At 41.3% G+C, this 14,723-nt stretch carries 16 protein-coding genes and 1 pseudogene; 9 read left to right on the top strand and 8 right to left on the bottom strand.

All coding sequences use genetic code 11. The features are described from left to right. Window positions 1–27: 27 nt before the first annotated feature. Window positions 28–927, top strand: coding sequence for a LysR family transcriptional regulator ArgP (locus CWB60_RS02065; RefSeq protein ID WP_138576704.1), 900 nt, complete (start codon window positions 28–30; stop codon window positions 925–927). A gap of 15 nt (window positions 928–942) precedes the next feature. Here CWB60_RS02065 and CWB60_RS02060 read toward each other — a convergent pair whose 3' ends face one another. Further along, entirely contained in the window at window positions 943–2,256 is a 1,314-nt protein-coding gene (locus CWB60_RS02060; protein WP_138576628.1) for a M20/M25/M40 family metallo-hydrolase, read from the bottom strand. A gap of 400 nt (window positions 2,257–2,656) precedes the next feature. On the opposite strand from CWB60_RS02060, the gene CWB60_RS02055 reads away from it, so the two are divergent. Further along, entirely contained in the window at window positions 2,657–3,502 is an 846-nt protein-coding gene (locus CWB60_RS02055) for a hypothetical protein (RefSeq protein WP_138576626.1), read from the top strand. 92 nt (window positions 3,503–3,594) lie between these two features. After that, window positions 3,595–3,831 carry a hypothetical protein gene (locus tag CWB60_RS02050; RefSeq protein WP_138576624.1) on the top strand — a complete coding sequence of 79 codons (237 nt, stop codon included), beginning with the start codon at window positions 3,595–3,597 and terminating at the stop codon, window positions 3,829–3,831. Window positions 3,832–3,985: 154 nt separating this feature from the next. Here the strand turns inward: CWB60_RS02050 and CWB60_RS02045 are convergent. After that, window positions 3,986–4,276, bottom strand: a pseudogene (locus tag CWB60_RS02045) (SDR family oxidoreductase); the annotation flags it as partial. Between the two features lie 132 nt (window positions 4,277–4,408). On the opposite strand from CWB60_RS02045, the gene CWB60_RS02040 reads away from it, so the two are divergent. Then, window positions 4,409–4,663 (top strand): type II toxin-antitoxin system Phd/YefM family antitoxin, encoded by a 255-nt coding sequence (locus tag CWB60_RS02040; protein WP_004587013.1) that lies wholly within the window; start codon window positions 4,409–4,411, stop codon window positions 4,661–4,663. Beyond that, complete coding sequence (locus tag CWB60_RS02035; protein ID WP_024032911.1) at window positions 4,656–4,919, top strand: Txe/YoeB family addiction module toxin; 264 nt, start codon at window positions 4,656–4,658, stop codon at window positions 4,917–4,919. The genes CWB60_RS02040 and CWB60_RS02035 overlap by 8 nt, the downstream gene beginning before the upstream one ends. Before the next feature lie 131 nt (window positions 4,920–5,050). Here the strand turns inward: CWB60_RS02035 and CWB60_RS02030 are convergent, their stop codons facing one another. Beyond that, window positions 5,051–5,731, bottom strand: a complete 681-nt coding sequence (locus CWB60_RS02030) for an SDR family oxidoreductase (RefSeq protein ID WP_096042718.1) — start codon at window positions 5,729–5,731, stop codon at window positions 5,051–5,053. A 228-nt stretch (window positions 5,732–5,959) separates the two neighbouring features. Next, on the bottom strand, window positions 5,960–6,958 hold the full coding sequence (locus CWB60_RS02025; RefSeq protein WP_138576622.1) for a DUF4382 domain-containing protein: 999 nt from the start codon (window positions 6,956–6,958) through the stop codon (window positions 5,960–5,962). A 346-nt stretch (window positions 6,959–7,304) separates the two neighbouring features. Here CWB60_RS02025 and CWB60_RS02020 point away from each other — a divergent pair, with 346 nt between their 5' ends. Next, complete coding sequence (locus CWB60_RS02020; protein ID WP_126009447.1) at window positions 7,305–8,159, top strand: mechanosensitive ion channel family protein; 855 nt, start codon at window positions 7,305–7,307, stop codon at window positions 8,157–8,159. A gap of 86 nt (window positions 8,160–8,245) precedes the next feature. On the opposite strand, the gene astB is transcribed toward CWB60_RS02020, so the two are convergent. From astB to CWB60_RS02005, 3 genes are all read right to left on the bottom strand, one after another. Further along, entirely contained in the window at window positions 8,246–9,592 is a 1,347-nt protein-coding gene (astB, locus tag CWB60_RS02015; RefSeq protein ID WP_029773659.1) for an N-succinylarginine dihydrolase, read from the bottom strand. A gap of 412 nt (window positions 9,593–10,004) precedes the next feature. Further along, complete coding sequence (locus CWB60_RS02010; protein WP_138576620.1) at window positions 10,005–11,108, bottom strand: L-dopachrome tautomerase-related protein; 1,104 nt, start codon at window positions 11,106–11,108, stop codon at window positions 10,005–10,007. A gap of 2 nt (window positions 11,109–11,110) precedes the next feature. Then, complete coding sequence (locus CWB60_RS02005; RefSeq protein WP_138576618.1) at window positions 11,111–12,121, bottom strand: zinc-binding alcohol dehydrogenase family protein; 1,011 nt, start codon at window positions 12,119–12,121, stop codon at window positions 11,111–11,113. A 113-nt stretch (window positions 12,122–12,234) separates the two neighbouring features. Between CWB60_RS02005 and CWB60_RS02000 the strand changes: the two genes are divergently transcribed. After that, on the top strand, window positions 12,235–13,134 hold the full coding sequence (locus CWB60_RS02000; protein WP_029773656.1) for a LysR family transcriptional regulator: 900 nt from the start codon (window positions 12,235–12,237) through the stop codon (window positions 13,132–13,134). Here the strand turns inward: CWB60_RS02000 and CWB60_RS01995 are convergent. Next, complete coding sequence (locus CWB60_RS01995) at window positions 13,123–13,581, bottom strand: MarR family winged helix-turn-helix transcriptional regulator (RefSeq protein ID WP_138576616.1); 459 nt, start codon at window positions 13,579–13,581, stop codon at window positions 13,123–13,125. The two genes, CWB60_RS02000 and CWB60_RS01995, sit on opposite strands and share 12 nt — an antisense overlap. A gap of 135 nt (window positions 13,582–13,716) precedes the next feature. Here CWB60_RS01995 and CWB60_RS01990 point away from each other — a divergent pair, with 135 nt between their 5' ends. Continuing rightward, window positions 13,717–14,145, top strand: a complete 429-nt coding sequence (locus CWB60_RS01990; RefSeq protein WP_004587024.1) for an organic hydroperoxide resistance protein — start codon at window positions 13,717–13,719, stop codon at window positions 14,143–14,145. A 188-nt stretch (window positions 14,146–14,333) separates the two neighbouring features. After that, window positions 14,334–14,687 carry a metalloregulator ArsR/SmtB family transcription factor gene (locus tag CWB60_RS01985; RefSeq protein ID WP_004587025.1) on the top strand — a complete coding sequence of 118 codons (354 nt, stop codon included), beginning with the start codon at window positions 14,334–14,336 and terminating at the stop codon, window positions 14,685–14,687. The last annotated feature ends 36 nt before the right edge of the window (window positions 14,688–14,723 follow it).

The following is a 14,723-nucleotide window of genomic DNA, read 5'->3' as shown; positions in this document are numbered from 1 at the left end:
ATATTTGTTGTTATATGCGTAAAACTCATGATTGATTACCAGTTACTCAATGCGCTTAGTGCCGTGATAAGTGAAGGCGGATTTGAAAAGGCCTCAAAAAAATTATTTATTACCCAATCGGCGGTGAGCAGGCGTATTCATCAGCTTGAGGCCAAACTAGGCGAACCCGTATTAATAAGAACCCAACCGCCAACGCCCACGGCACTTGGTAAACGTTTACTTAACCATTTACAGCAAGTATTGCAGCTAGAAGTAGCCCTTAATGTAGAGGCACTTAACAAGCACACAGATTTAAACACCCCGCTTAGCGTAAAGCTTGCCGCTAATGCGGATTCGCTTGCAACCTGGCTGCCCGAAGCACTCGCCGTATTAGATACAGAGCTTGCGTGCAAATTACGCTTTGAAGTCATTAGTGAAGATCAATCCATTGCCCATAAAAGAATGAAAGACGGCGAGGTTATGGTGTGTATTAGCTCATCCCCCGAGCCCGTTAATGGCGGCCTAGTTAGCCCACTTGGCGCCATACGCTACAAAGCCATTGCAAGCCCCGATTTTATAAAACAACATAAGCTTACTGAGCTTTCGCAATTAGCGCATTTACCGTGCTTGGTATTTAGTGAGTATGACAAGCTACAACACCAGTTTTTAGAAGATATTAATGGCTCAGCCCCACTGTTTACCCATATTTACCCTTCGTCAGAGGGATTTAAACAAGCCATGATAGCAGGCCTAGGTTATGGGCTATTACCTACCTTACAGCTAGGAGACTCGCTGATAAAAGGCGAGTTAGTCGATTTATTCCCAGAATATTATATTGATACACCTTTGTATTGGCACTATTGGCAAACCGAAAGCCCGCAGCTTAAAACGTTGCGTAAGTTTGCATTGCAAGTAGCAGGCAAACGGTTAGAGCCTATTAACCTATAAAGGCTAAGCCTGCGTTTATAACTGCCCTAATCTGTAAATAAGCAGTGCTGTTTTAGCGATGTTTTTATTAAGTGAGGTTAAATCGGCGGTTTCGTTTTTAGTGTGCGCACCACTGCCCATGAGGCCTAGGCCATCAAGCGCCATATCAACATGGTTTGCAGCAAACGAAATATCAGCCGCGCCGGCATTACGTGGGTTTGCAGTCTCCACTTTGTTATAGCCTAAGTCTTGGCTTGCTTGGCTATACAGTGCAAGCAGCTTTTTATTACCCTCGGTGAGCCCCATTGGTGGGTAGCCGTCTTCAAAAATAAGCTCAGCGTGGCTACCATTTAAGCTTTTAGCCACTATTTGCTGCATCACTTTTTTAGCGCCTTCTACCTGCTTTGGCGAAAGCGCCCGTAAATCACCCGCTACATGCACGGTTTGCGCAATTACGTTACTTTTACCAAAAGCCGTGGCTGACGAGTTAGCACTGTCGTACTGTGCATCAGTACCGCCCACAATAAGCCCAGGGTTAAAGGTTAAATTAGGTTGTGTAGCTAGTTGCTCTCTAAAGTCATTTAAAATACGCGACGCCTCGTAAATAGCGCCATAGCCCACATTGTCACTAAATATTTGCGATGAATGTGCAGCATTGGCCGTTACATTTAACGTCCAGCCGGTATAACCACGGCGCGCCGCCATAGCGGTTTTAATATTGTTATCGCCGTTCTCAAAACCTAGCGCTACGTCAGCCCAAATTGCTGCATCAACAATGGCCTTTTTAGATAAACTAAGCGGGCGGCCGCTGCTTTCTTCATCGCCGGTAAGCAGCACTTTTACGCTTACGTTTTCAAGTAAATTGAGCGCTTGTAAGCTTTTAAGTGCGGTAATTATAATAGTGTTACCACCTTTCATGTCGGCTACACCTGGGCCTCTGGCGGTGTGTTCATCAATTTGTTTATAGGTAGTAAAGTTATCGTGTTTAGCAAACACGGTATCAAGATGGCCGATCATCAGTATTTTTATTGCATCGGGGTTTTTACTTTTGTGCGTAGCGAGTACATGCCCTGCACGGTTAAACGCGCTGCCATCTAGCCACTCAACCTCAAAACCTATGGCTTTTAATTGCTCGCTTGCAAGCGCGCCTACCTTTTTTACGCCTTCAATATTAAGCGAACCGCTATTAATGTTTACCGCTTGTTTTATCTCTTCAAGCGCTTGCGGCATGTTCTGCTCAACTTGTTTTACTATTTCACGCTCGTTTTTATTAAGTGCCGCATGGCTTGTAAGCGGTAGGGTACTCGCAAAGATAAATATAAGTGCTTGGCTAAATTTTAAAAGTGACATAACAGCCTAATAATTGAAAAGTAGTTCAGCTAATATGAAGTAAAAATACAAAGGGTTCAATAGAAGTAGATTGTGATTTTTAACTAATTTTATAAGCAACAATGAGTTACAAGGTTAAGGGGTAATGGGTGTATGCGTTACTGGTTTAAACGCAGATATTTAAAATATAACCTGTTAATTAATAATCAACTAGTACAACTACACAGCTATATATCTGATATTACTGGACCCCACCATTTTAGGGTTTTGCTGTATTTAGGAAAAGTAAGGCGAAGCTAACTATTTGTTTACAGGTGTTTATTTTATAGCTAGGATGAAATCAGTATAAAATAGGGACATTTCGCAGTTTATAAACGGCAAATGTCGTAGACTTAATTGTCAAATTCCAGAGGAGGGTATATTGAGTAATCAACCAGAACATAAGGATTTTTTGACTTGGTGGAAAGAGGACTTTGGTCCAGGATTGGTTGCTACTCGTAAGGCCCTGGAGCCACACATTAAGCAATGGCAGCAAATTGCGGTGGCTTTGAACAAAGCGTTATCTAAATTTATCGAAGAGCATAGAGAAAGTATTGAGTTATGGGTTCAATTTGCTGAGATTTATCCTCAGCTTGAGCCTTACATAAATAACATCACTTATGGGTTAAATGATCCTGACTTCGAAATTGCGAATGACGTTGTTGAATTAGCACATATTTTTGAAACTATAGATCTTCAACAAGACCCCAGTGCAATTTCTCTTCTTGATGTAATATCTGGCGAAGCTTTTCAATCCTCACTTATTAATTTTTATTCCAATTTGACACTAGATGAAAATCGATTGCCTTTAATAAAAGAAGCTTTGGAATTACATAACAGTGGTCACTATGCTGGTAGTATTTGCTTGCTCTATGGGCAGATTGAAGGTGTTCTGACTGAATCATTTGAGAAAGCTAATTACATCATTATAAATCAAAGGAAAACAAACCCAGTCAAAGAGGACGGTTCTGTTAACAATAAATCTAATTTAACGGGTTTAGTGCCTAAGCTTGAACACGCAATAACTCGACAAGATCAACTGCAATCATACTATTCAAAAATTAAGACATATGAGCTTGTTGCAGGCGACTCGGAAGAAACTATTCCTAAAACGAGAAATAAAATTCTTCACGGTAGTGAAGTTATGTTTAATACAGAAAAACGTAGCGCTCAACTGATTTTGTGGCTTTACTCCACAATATTGCAAGTCCGAGTGCTAGGAATTTAACAAGCTCAGTCACAGCGATGGCTTTTCCGTTGAGGCTTCTCTTCATTACAAAGCCACGCGTGCCTCGGGCGTTATATGTACATGGAGATATTATGAATTCTAAAATTGAATTATGGGATCACAGTAGTAACTACATATTTGGTGAATTGAAGCCTAATAATAAAATCGAATTGTGGGATCATAGAAATAATTATATTTATGGTGAATTAAAAGGAACTAAGTTTGAATTATGGGATCACGAGAACAACTACATATACGGTGATTTAAAAGGGAAAAAAATAGAACTTTGGGATCATAGAAATAACTACATTTATGGTGAATTAAAGTAATTTTTTAAGTTCTCAGTACGTGTACAAAAACTCTAGACGACCAATGCTTTTATTTCATTTTTTCAGTGGCATTAAAAATGTATTCGATATTAACAACCGTCAGGTTTAACGCCATTGGCATTAAACCTGACAGCTCAAATTTAACCAAACAACGTTAATTAGTCGACATTAAATAAATCTCGCGTACGTTGTTGCGCTGGTTTGCTTCAATGGCAAACAGTACGGCGTCGGCTACATCTTGCGGGTCGAGTTTGTCGGGCTTTGCTTCATCAAAAAATGGGGTGTTCACCATGCCAGGGGCTATGGTGGTACAGCGGCCGTTCCACTCGCTCATTTCCTCAGCTAAGTTTTGACCAAATCCGTAAGCAAACCATTTAGTTGCGCCGTAAATAGAGCCTTTAATTGGCATACGGCCAGCAGCTGGGCTGGTTAATATAAAGTGGCCTTTGTTTTAGCCCACATGTCAGTGCGCTTTGTTTAGAAATTTGCTACCACAACAAAGTAATGCACAGTATCCTGTACATGTAATAATTTTCCAGCTAAACTTGTCTTATATAATGTACAAGTGAGGTGCAAAATGAGAATAGTGTCTTTTACCGAAGCCCGAAATAGTCTAAAAGCCGTTTTGGATAATGTAATTAATGATGCAGATACGACAGTAATCACTCGTCGTGATACTGAAGATGCGGTTGTAATGTCATTAGATTACTACAACAGCCTTATGGAAACTGTTCATTTACTTCGCTCTCCAGCGAACGCTGAACATTTAAACCGTTCAATTGCGCAGTATAAAGCGGGCAAAACGACTCCACGAGAACTTATTGATGAGTAACAGGTTATTATCATGGACTGATGAAGCTTGGAATAGTTATGTCTACTGGCAGACTCAAGATAAGAAAACCTTGAAACGTATAAATAAGCTAATTGCTGATGTTAAGCGTTCTCCATTTGATGGGATTGGAAAACCGGAACCCCTCAAAGAAAATCTTTCAGGCTTTTGGTCTCGCAGAATAGATGATACAAATCGTTTGGTATATGCCGTGGATGATACAGCAATTACAGTTATCTCGTGCCGTTACCATTACTAAATAAACAAGATAAATAAACAAGACATCCATCTTAAATTCTTCATTCTATCCAGCCAGTATTTATCAAAAACAACCATCAGGTTTAACGCCATTGGCATTAAACCTGATAGCTCAAACTCAACCAATCAGCGTTAATTAGTCGGCATTAAATATATCTCGCGCACGTTGTTGCGCTGGTTTGCTTCAATGGCAAACAGTACGGCGTCGGCTACATCTTGTGGGTCGAGTTTGTCGGGTTTAGCTTCATCAAAAAATGGGGTGTTTACCATGCCAGGGGCTATGGTGGTACAGCGGCCATTCCACTCGCTCATTTCTTCAGCTAAGTTTTGCCCAAACCCGTAAGCAAACCATTTAGTTGCACCGTAAATAGAGCCTTTTATTGGCTTACGGCCAGCGGCTGAGCTGGTTAATATAAAGTGGCCTTTGTTTTGACGTAAATGAGGCAAGGTTGCTTTTGCCGTCCACAGCAGGGCTTTAATGTTTACGTCTATCATGGTTGACCATTCATCGGGGTCGCCTTTTTCAGTGCCTGCGGTTGAAACGCCCATACCTGCGTTGGCAAATGCGGCATCTAGTCGGCCAAATTTTTTAAGCCCTTTTGTTACTACGTTTTCAAGTTCGGTAAAGTCGGTGGCATCTGCGGGTACACTCAGTGCGTTATCTTCACCTAACGACTCAACTAGTTCAGCTAATTTATCTTCACTTCTGGCGGTAAGAATGACTTTATGGCCGTTATTAACCAATGTTTTTGCACTCGCTTCACCTATGCCACTAGAGGCACCTGTAATTAGAACTACTTTTTCTTTCGCCATGATTATTTCTCCTATGTTTACATATTCAAAATGATAAGAACGGTTTAACTAATACGTGCTATTAACTGTACCAGTTCTGGGTTAACGGGGCTTGAATGCAGGTCACTTTTCGAATGAATTGTTTGGATGATGTGAGATGAGTGGCTTTAATGGGTTTTTGCAAAGGTGGAGTGTTCGTTTTTGTTATACTTTTTATAAAAAAAGCGCACCTTAAAGTGCGCTATACGTTTATTGTGTTATGTCAAAGCTAACTGAAAGGTCCTCAGTTTGCGGTACACTAATTTGCTTAAGTTGATAAACAGTGAAATCAGTATCTTCTAGCTCTGCATCGTCTATATGTGCGGTGCACGTATAGCCAAGTTGGTAGTCTCCCGGTGTAATGAAAGCAAGCTCAAACTCATATTGGTTATCGTCTTGATCAAATACAACATTTGCGGTCGCAAGTGGGGCATCTTCTGGGGTTTGCTCATCTATTTCGTATATATCTTTAGGTATTTGAGCATCTGATGAATATAAATATACGGCGTGTCCAAACGTTGAATCTGCAGCAGCAGTGGCGATATTGTCTGTTTCACAGTTATTAATAAGCGCTTGGCTTACTGTGCCTTCAATTTCTTGTGACTCAGAAAGATTTTGTAATCGTACGCCTCTAGGTTTTAAAAAGATCTCCTCATTATTTTGGGGATCGACCAGCGATTTTTTTAGGTCAAATTCTAAAACAAAGTCGTTATCAGTTTGGTTAAGTGTAAAGCCATCGAGTTGTATTTCGCCTACACCATCATTCCCTTTTCTTTTTACCACGAGCGGAGCAATGCTGTCGTCTTCGTATACTACGTGAGATGTAAAACTAAGGTTATTAGTATCGCCATTTATAACCTGAGCGCGGATCCACGAGTATTCGCCTGCTGGCACTTCTTGATCGTCAAGCAGCTCAAAAACATCGTCCCCGGTGTAATCGAGCAAATTAACCATTTGCGGTTGAGATGCGTCAGCTTCACTTCGGGTTTCAAAACTAAATTCTTCATCGCCTTGTGTTTTAATAGTGATTGAATCAAACACGACGTTAACCGCTTTTAAACCACTAACCGGCGCATCTGACACACCAAGGCTAAAGGTTGATTTGTCGCTAGATTGTGGCGGTGTTGTGTCATTGTCATCACTTGAAGAGCCACACCCGGCTAATGCAAAAAGAACGGCGCTGCTGACTAATGTTGATTTAAAATTCATGATTTACTCCTTTAGTTTATAAAGCGGATTGTAGAAGGGCTAAGCTGAATTTAGATTGAACTGGTTTTTAGAATAGTTACTTGAAATTAATCTTTATTTTACTTTGCGCATTTTTGAACAAAAGTATGTACGCCATAGGTTAACTAGTTTGTGAGCACTAAGGTTTTAAGTGTGAAAATTTAAGCGAAAAAAAGAAAAACTTTGCCCAATTAATTTGCTGATATAGGCACACCTTCCCCTTATTTTAATGCTATCGCTTTAAAATTTTTACTATATACTCCCGCCACTTCTTTTGAAGTGTATAGATTTAATTCTTGCTGATAATCAGCCCATAGTTGGAATATGTATGAAAGATAAACTTATTGTGTTTTGGCAAAGCCATTCAGAAACAATCATCACTTTAGGTTACAAAGTGGTATTAGCCTTGGCTATTTTAGTTGCGAGTGCGCTTATTGCGCGTTCAGTAAAAAAAGCGATTAAAAATTCTAAGTCGCCATTAAAAAAAGTAGACGAAACGCTACTGCCGCTTTTATCGAGCATTGCGGGGTATTTAGTTTACATAATTGCTACGCTGTTTATTTTAGATATTTTTGGCGTTAATACGGCAAGTTTAATAGCGCTAATGGGCGCGGCGGGTTTAGCGATTGGTTTAGCCCTTAAAAACACCTTAAGTAATATTGCAGCCGGCATTATGCTATTAATACTTAGGCCATTTAAAATAGGCGATTTTGTAGATGCGAGCGGTACGCTTGGCACAGTGAACGAAATAAACTTATTTACGACCATTTTTAAAACCACCGACGGCCTGTATATCGCATCACCTAACGGAAAAGTATGGGGCGGCAACATTAAAAACTTTACCCGTAACGGTAAAAGGCGCATGGATATAGTGGTGGGAATTTCGTACGCCGACTCTATTGATGTTGGCTTAAATGTACTTAAAGAAGTTGCCGAATCAGAAAGCCGATTACTCGCAGAGCCAGCGCCTAAAGTAATGGTTACCTCAATAGGCGAAAGCGCAGTAAATATTCAATTACGTGCATGGGCTGTAAATGGCGATTACTGGCAAACCGTGTGGGATTTAAATAAACGCGTTAAAGAAGCCATAGAAGGCGCGGGGCTGAGTATTCCGTTTCCGCAGCGTACGCTGCATATATCTGAGTCGATGGCATCGGCAGTAACGGTTAATAACGGTAAATAAAACCTTTAAACTCCATTAGCATAAGCACAAATAAAAATAGCGAGCCTTGGCTCGCTATTTTTGTATTAGCTTTTTGCTGACGAGTATTAACCTTCTAATTGAAAGTCGTATACCGAGCCTAAATTAAGCAGCTGGGTTAGTTCATCCAGTGCTTGGTAGCTTTCGGTAAGTAGGGCTGAATCGGCAAAGTCGCTTGCACCTAGCTTATCGCGGTAGTTACGCTTTGCCCAGTCACAAAGTTGTGTGTATTTAGTATCGGTTAAAATAACCTCTGGGTTTACTGCGCTTAGCTCTTGTTGGTTAAGGGCTACACGTAAACGCAGGCAGGCAGGGCCGCCGCCATTTTGCATACTTTGGCGCAGGTCAAAAAACTGCACTTGGTTTACTGGGTTATCGGCTAAAATCATTTCTTCAATGTAGGCGTTTACTGCGCTGTTACGTTGGCACTCTTGTGGCGCTACTAATAGCATTGAGCCATCGTCTAGGCTTACTAATTGGCTATTAAATAAGTAACTGCTTACTGCATCGCTAATGCTTACTTTATCGGTAGGTACTTCAATTATGTATAGCTGTTTGCTGCCGGTGTAGGCATCACGAATTTCTTGCAGGGCATCGTGTTGGTTTAAAAATGCTTGCTGGTGGCAAAGCAATACGTTTGCGTTACCTACTGCAATTACATCGTTATGAAACACGCCTTGGTCTATTACATCTGGATTTTGCTGCAGTAAAATTTGGCTCGATTCTTTTAAATTATGTAATCGGCAAATGGCTTCTGAGGCTTCAAGTGTTTGCCTTGCAGGAAACTTAGCCGGTTTTGGTAATTGGCTGTTAAAGGCACTTGCACCAAATACAAACATTTCTAGGCCTTGCTCGCCGTGGCTGTCGCAAAGTCGGGTATGGTTAGCTGCGCCTTCGTCGCCAAAAAAGCCCTGATCGGGTAAATGCGTGTGGTGTGCAAAGTAGCTATCGTTATTAAACATGGCTTTTAGTAAGCGGGTAGTTGTAGCAGGCTCTAGGGAGCGATGAAACTTATTGTTTAAATTAGCTGAGGTAAAATGCACTTTGCCATCGAGGGTGTCTGGCGATGGAGAAACAGTAGCGGCATTGGCAGTCCACATTGCAGAGGCCGAGTAACAGGCGCGCAATAAAATAGGGTCTGCTTTAAATGCTTTATGAATAACTTGCGAGTCGTTGCCGGTAAAACCTAAGCGACGTAGTACGTTTAAATCGGGGCGTGCATGGGGCGCAAATACACCTTGTGTTAGGCCTTTGTCGTGCATGGCTTTCATTTTTTCAAGGCCCTGTAACACAGCTTCTTGAGGGTTTGAAAAACTTGCCGCATTATTTAACGAGGCAACGTTACCATACGATAAACCCGCATAGTTGTGAGTAGGGCCAACTAAGCCATCAAAATTTACTTCTAAGGCGTGCATACACGTTCCAATCATATTGTTTTTAGTTACTTAACAATACAACGCAATGGCCGCGCTTGCAAAGCCTATAAATACGAAATTTATCGGCTGTAAACTCGCTCTTTATCGCACGTGGTATGGGTATTACTCGGATCGTTTACCTGCCATACGCTAATGTCTAAACGCCATAGTAGGTAAAGGGTGTGGTATAGGTTAGCCATGGTATTTTCCTTGAAAGTTTCACTGAACACATCTGTACTTTGAAAGAATTATGCCAACTGTTAATTGAATATTTTATGAATACAAATCAGATATTTATTAAAACACTAAAAATAACTTTTGAGCGCTTAGCACCATTTTGGGGCTAAAAGGCTTAAAAGTTGCACCAAAAAGCCACGCAGCAGGTGCGTGGCGTATGGTTTATACGTGGTAATTAGCGGCCTACTTTACCCTTTACTAGTGGGTCGAACGACAGCACACTAAATTTTCCTTGGCTGGCATTTTTACCGTTATTTAATACTGGCGAGCGGTGTAGCTCATCTACGGTAAAATATATTTTATGATCGGCGCCATAACTAAAGCCATCAGGCCAGCTTAAGCGCTCGTCTTTAAATAATACGTGGTATTTACCGCTTGGTTTTACTACACCAATTGCGCCGTTGGTTATATCGGTAACATACACATTGCCGCCGCCATCAACAATAATGCCATCTGAAATTGGTTTAGTGCCGTAACGCGTTACTTTACTTTCAAGGGCGCTTGCGCTCAGGCTTTTATTGTTAATATCGCTTGTGGCAATACGGTAAACCGATGTGCCAGACATAGAGCCAAAGTAAAGCCACTGTTCGCTTGGGTCGAGTGTGATTGGGTTTACGCCTAAACGTGCTGGTTGGCCGCCTAGTTTCATGGTGCGCCCTTCAATGACCATGTCGATGTTTTCGGCTGTGGTGTATGGGCTATTTTGTAAGACTCTGCGCGCCTCACCTGTTTTTAAATTTACGGTAATAATAGCGGCTTGGCTGCCTTGTGCGGTGTCGGCAATGTATACAACGCCGTGTTTATTATCGATAACTAAATCGTTTAAAAACGAGGTGTCGGTAATTGTGGGTTTAGCTAAATAAATTATTTTATGCAGCTGCTCTTTGTTGGTATCCCAACCGACTAAACGCCCAGCATGATCAGGGCCTGATGTATCAAGCATCCATAATACGCCATCGGCAGATACATTTATGCCAAGTACATCGTAAAAGCCTTTGCCGTTTTTGTACGCGTATGCCCATTCTTCATTAGGGTAGGGTTTGGTGGTGCCATCGCTTAATAGCTCCATAATTTTTTGTTTTTGGCCGTAAAATCCATGTACCGATAAAAACTTACGACCCGAGGGCGTAATAGCAATATTACCCGGTGGGTGCTGCGCGTCGAATGTGGCTACTGTTTTTAAATCAGCATTTTGATTAGCGGTATTAGCAAACACACTGCTGGTTAAAAATGCGGTGCTGCAGGCTGCTGCTAAAAGTATTTTTTTAATCTGGTTCATGCTTAAAAGCCTTCTAAAACAAGTTTACCGCGTGATGTGTGCGATTCTAAAATTTGATGCGCTTTATATAAATTAGCGGCGTTTATTGGGCCTAAATTTTGCCCAAGCGTGGTTTTAAGTGTACCTGAGTCTATCAGCTCGCTAATTTCATTAAGTAAGGTGTGCTGCGCTGTTATATCGGCGGTAGTAAATAGCGAGCGGGTAAACATAAACTCCCAATGCACCGATATACATTTACGCTTAAACTTTAAAATATCGAACGATGAAGGGTCGTCTATTAGCGCAAATTTACCTTGCGGTTTAATACACTCCACTATTTGGTCTTGGTATTGGTCGGTATGAGTTAAGCCAATAACGTAATCAAACTCAGCTAAACCAAGCTCTAGGCGCTGCTCGTTTAAGTTTTTAGTATGATCGAGCACATGATCCGCTCCTAACTCTTTAAGCCAAGTTACGCTTTGCTCGCGTGACGCAGTACCTACCACCTTTAGCCCAGTAAGCTGCTTTGCAAGCTGTACCAAAATAGAGCCAACGCCTCCTGCAGCGCCAATAACTAAAATAGATTGCTGAGTATTTTGCTTATTTTTAGGCACTTGCAGGCGATCAAATAGCATTTCGTAAGCGGTAATACTGGTTAGCGGCAGCGCTGCGGCTTGTGCGTCGGTTAATGCTTTAGGCGCACGCCCTACAATACGCTCATCAACTAATTGAAATTGCGCATTACTACCTTGGCGCGATAAATCGCCGGCGTAAAATACACGATCTCCCACATTAAATAACGATACCGACTCGCCAACGGCTTTTACAACGCCTACGCCGTCCCAACCTAATACTTTGTAACCTTGCTCTGGCGCTACATTTGCACGTATTTTTGTATCTACAGGGTTTACCGAAATAGCATTTACTTCAATAAGTAGGTCGTGCCCGGTGGCAGTTGGGGTATCAAGTTCAATTGCTTGTATAGAGCTTGCTGTAAGCGTTTTAGAGTTTTTGGTGTAGCCAAATGCTTTCATGTGCGTTCCTGATGATTTTAACCAAGTGTTTTTAACTTATAAGCACTATAGCTCAGTTGAAAAATAGAAAAAGACATGAAAAACTAAAGCACTTTCAAATTTTAATTGAAAATATGCGATCATTTAACGATATTCAAACTTTTATAGATGTAGCCAGTTGCGCCAGTATTTCTGAAGCTGCACGACAAAACGAGCAAACCCCAGCGGCGGTAAGTGCAGCTATTAAGCGCCTAGAAAAAGATTTAGGAAACGTGCTGTTTATTCGCTCTACCCGCAGCTTACGCTTAAGTGTGGCAGGGGAGCAGTTTTTAAGTTACGCCAAAGACTCCCTTTCGCTTATTCAACAAGGGGTAGCTGCAGTACAAACCGCAGTGGGCGAAGTAACGGGAACGCTACAGGTATCGGCCCCGTGCGACTTAGGGCGCAATAAACTAAGTGAATGGCTTAATGAGTTTTTAGCACACTACCCGCATGTAAAACTTAAATTGCACTTAAGTGACGAAGTAAGCGACATTTACAGCCAATCAATTGATATCGCACTGCGCTTTGGTGTACCAAAAGATTCGCAGTTAATTGCAGCGCCACTTTTTTTAAATAATGCGCGTATTTTAGTGGCCTCTCCTGAATATGTAGCAAACAATGGATTGCTTACACATCCACTTAACTTAACGCAGCACACCACCATTACCTTTATGCGCTTTGGCGAAGTGTTTAAAGAGTGGCGATTTTATAAAAATGGCGCAGTGCAAAAAGTGCAGCTAAATTGCCAACACATAGTTAACGATGGCGAAATGGTTAGGCGCTGGGCGCTAGAAGGCAAAGGTATTGCGTATAAGTCGTACTTAGATGTTATTGATGATTTAGCAAGCGGGCAGCTCGTTCATTTATGCCCCGAGTGGCAAAGCGATCCGCTACCGCTTTATATGATGTACGCCGATCGGCGCCAAATGACCCCGGTGATCAGCGCATTTAGGGCGTTTATTCAACAAAAAATAACCGCGTTAGTTGGCTAACTCATCATCGTTTTTAGTTGTTAAATCGCTTATTACTAAATCAAGCAGCTGCATTAGCTGTTTGGCTTGTGTGGGCTCTACACTTTCAAACTTACATAATATATTTTTTGGAATATCAGCAGCTTCGTTTTTAAGGGCTTGCCCACTTTGGCTAAGCTGAATTAGGCGCTTACGCTTATCGTGCTCATCTTTAATAACAGCCAGCAGAGACTTTTCGGTCATTTTTTTGAGTATTTGGGTCATAGCGCCGCCATCAATAGCGGTTTTATCTATTAGCTGCGCTATGGTTATTTTGTCTTGCTCCCACAGCGCCATCATTACTACATACTGCGGATACGTTAAATTAAGTGCAGCTAAAGGCTCACGGTAAGCACGTGCAATGCTATTTGATGCCATATATAACCTATGACAAAGCTGATTTTTTAATTTTAATTGCTCAAATGACATACCTAACTCCTAGTGCGTTAATACCTTCAACTTAAAAAACATTTTAATTTGCATGCAAAGTATTTGCAATCTCTAATTACTTGACCTATTATTTTGCATGCAAATTAAATTAATTGATAAACTTTGGAGTTCACTATGAATGTATTACAAAACGTTGCCTACACAGCAAAAGCAACTGCAACCGGTGGTCGTGAAGGTGTAGCTAAATCAGACGATGGCCGTTTAAATGTAAACTTATCAACCCCAAAAGGGCTAGGTGGTGACGACGGACAAGGCACTAACCCAGAGCAATTATTTGCAGCTGGTTATGCAGCGTGCTTTATTGGTGCACTAAAATTTGTAGCAGGTAGCGAAAAAATTGCGCTACCAAGTGATACACACATTAACTCTGAAGTATCTATTGGCGCGATTGAAGGCGGGTTTGGCATTGCAGTTAAATTAGCAGTATCACTCGGTGATATGGATAAAACAGCAGCGCAAGAGCTGGTAAATAAAGCACACCAAGTATGCCCATACTCAAACGCTACACGCGGTAACATTGAAGTAGAGCTTTCGGTTATTTAATTAACTGATTAGTTAATGCTTGAACAGCCCAGTGGTTTTGCCACTGGGCTTTTTTGTGTGCTGCAATTTACTAGAGATCACATTAATTGAAGCGGGCTTTTAAATAAATATACGAAAATTCGTATATTCACTATTTCATATATTCTTATTTTGTTTTATTGTATGCACACTAACTAAACGAGGATGCTATGGAACAACTCAACCCACTTCAATTTTACAAATGCTTAGCCGACGATACGCGCTTAAAAGCCATGTTATTAATTAGCCATGAGCAAGAGCTATGTGTGTGTGAGCTTGTTGCTGCGCTGGAACTGAGCCAACCTAAAGTGTCGCGCCATTTAGCGCAACTTAGGCAATGTGGCTTATTGAGCGACCGTAAGCAAAATCAATGGGTGTATTACAGTATTAATAAAGCCCTGCCACAATGGGCTCTTAGCGTACTAACGCAAACACGAAACGAAAATTCTGCGTTTTATAACGACGATTTAAATCGACTCAATGCTATGGGTAATCGCCCAGAGCGTGCAGCAAGCTGCTGTTAATTAAGCAAATTGATATAACTTTACTAAAGGTATTTA

It is taken from the genome of Pseudoalteromonas sp. S327, from assembly GCF_005886415.1.
Lineage (GTDB): Bacteria > Pseudomonadota > Gammaproteobacteria > Enterobacterales > Alteromonadaceae > Pseudoalteromonas > Pseudoalteromonas atlantica.
Note: the sequence above shows the minus strand (reverse complement) of the source record. Positions and strands in the feature narration are given on the sequence as shown.